This window comes from Actinosynnema sp. (assembly GCF_052038725.1).
Genome location: NZ_JBQGCX010001404.1, coordinates 1 through 1,970, shown reverse-complemented (window position 1 = coordinate 1,970; position 1,970 = coordinate 1). Strand labels below are relative to the sequence as shown.

General features: G+C 73.4%; 3 protein-coding genes. All 3 read right to left on the bottom strand.

Translation table 11 applies throughout. The features are described from left to right. Window positions 1-589: carboxylate-amine ligase (locus ACTUAL_RS29690; protein ID WP_440902551.1), on the bottom strand; the 589-nt coding region annotated here is incomplete at its 3' end. A gap of 107 nt (window positions 590-696) precedes the next feature. Continuing rightward, window positions 697-1,734 carry an LLM class flavin-dependent oxidoreductase gene (locus ACTUAL_RS29685; protein WP_096492818.1) on the bottom strand — a complete coding sequence of 346 codons (1,038 nt, stop codon included), beginning with the start codon at window positions 1,732-1,734 and terminating at the stop codon, window positions 697-699. 19 nt (window positions 1,735-1,753) lie between these two features. After that, a partial coding sequence (locus tag ACTUAL_RS29680) for a sensor histidine kinase (protein WP_440902550.1) occupies window positions 1,754-1,970 on the bottom strand: 217 nt, incomplete at its 5' end.

Genomic DNA, 1,970 nt, shown 5'->3' with positions numbered 1-1,970 from the left:
AACGGTCGTGGCGCTTCACCGTGCGCAGCAGGGGCGGCGCCCCCCACCCAGGGAACGAGGACTGGCGCACCGCCCGCCAGCTCCCGTACCCGGTGTCCTCGCCCCGGTCGAACGGCGAGTTCACCGACAGCGCCAGCAGCGTCGGCAGCCACGGCCGCAGGTGGTCCAGCACCGCCACACCGGTCGCCCGGTCCGGCACACCCACGTGCACGTGACAGCCGCAGCACTGGTAGTCCGTCATCAGTCCCTGATAGAGGGACGTGATCTCTCGATAGCGTGAACCTTGCGTCACTGGAACCCGCCCCGGTAGCGGTGGGTTGCCCACGGCCACGGGGACCACGCCCACCCGGCCCGCCGCGTCCGCGACCGCCCTCCGGCCCGCCCGCAGCTGCTCCCGCAGCTCCGACGCGGTCCGGCACACCCCGGTGGCGAACTCCACCTGCGAGGACAGCAGCTCCTGCTGGGCCAGGGCGCCCGGCGGCAGGTCGCGCACCACCGACAGCACCTCGGGGGCGCTCGCGGTGGGGAGGGACGTCTCCGGGGAGACCAGCAGGTACTCCTCCTCGACGCCGAACGTCGTCCCGGTCACGTCCCCCTGTTCCCCGAACGGGTGAAGGGAAACCGACCCCGCCGCACCGATCACCAAGCCGCCGCGGCGAGCACCCCCGCCCGCCGCCCCGGCCTCACACCCCGGCCTCACACCCCCGAGGCCAGCAGCTCCCGCACCCGAGGGATCACCTTCGTCCCGTACAGCTCCACCGCCGCCATCATCCGCTCGTGCGGCAGCGTCCCGTTCGAGTACTTCAGGTCGAACCGGTCCACCCCCAGCACCGACACCGTCCTCGCGATCCGCCGCGCCACCGTCTCCGGCGACCCCACGTGCAGCGCGCCGAACGCCGCGTCGTCCTCGAACCGCTCCCGCGTCACCGGCGGCCACCCGCGCTCGCGCCCGATCCGGTCGTGCACCGCGCGCCAGTGCGGCCACAGCACCTCGCGCGCCTCCTCGTCCGTGTCCGCCACGAAACCGGGGCAGTGCACCGCCACCGGCAGCCGCTCCCGCCCCAGCTCGTCCAGCGCCCGGTGGTACAGCCGCACGAACGGCGCGAAGCGCTCCGGCTCGCCGCCGATGATGGCCAGCACCACGGGGAACCCGCCGCTCGCCGCCCGCACCACCGAGTTCGGGCTGCCCCCGACGCCGACCCAGGCGCGCATCCGCCCGCCCTCGGTCTTCGGGTACACGTGCTGCTCCTCCAGCCCGGCCCGCACGGTCCCGCTCCACGACACCGGACCCTCGTCCAGCAGCCGCGCCATCAGCTCCAGCTTCTCCGCGAACAACCGCTCGTAGTCCGCCAGGTCGTACCCGAACAGCGGGAACGACTCGGTGAAGGACCCCCGCCCCAGCGTGATCTCCGCGCGCCCGTTCGACAGCGCGTCCAGCGTCGCGAACCGCTCGAACACCCGCACCGGGTCGTCCGAGCTGAGCACGGTCACCGCGCTGCCCAGCGCGATCCGCTCGGTGCGCGCCGCGATCGCCGCCAGCACCACCTCCGGGGCCGACACGGCGAAGTCGTCCCGGTGGTGCTCGCCCACCCCGAACGCGTCCACACCGACCCGGTCCGCGAGCACGGCCTGCTCGACCACGTCCCGGATCACCCGCCCGTACGGCAGCTTCACACCATCGGGGCCCACGGTCACGTCCCCGAACGTGTCCAGACCCAGTTCCACGGTCGTCATGACGGCGGACAATACGGTCTCATCCGGGCGAACCTCCGATCGGGAGCGTCAGCTCCACCGTCGTCCCCCTGCCCTCGGCGGCCCGCACCCGGATGTTCCCGCCGTGCAAAGCCATGATCTGGCGGCAGATCGACAGCCCCAGCCCGCTCCCCGGCACGCCCGTCGAGTTGCCCGCCCGCCGGAACACGTCGAACAGGTCCGGCAGGTCCGCCGCCGGGATGCCGATCCCGGTGTCG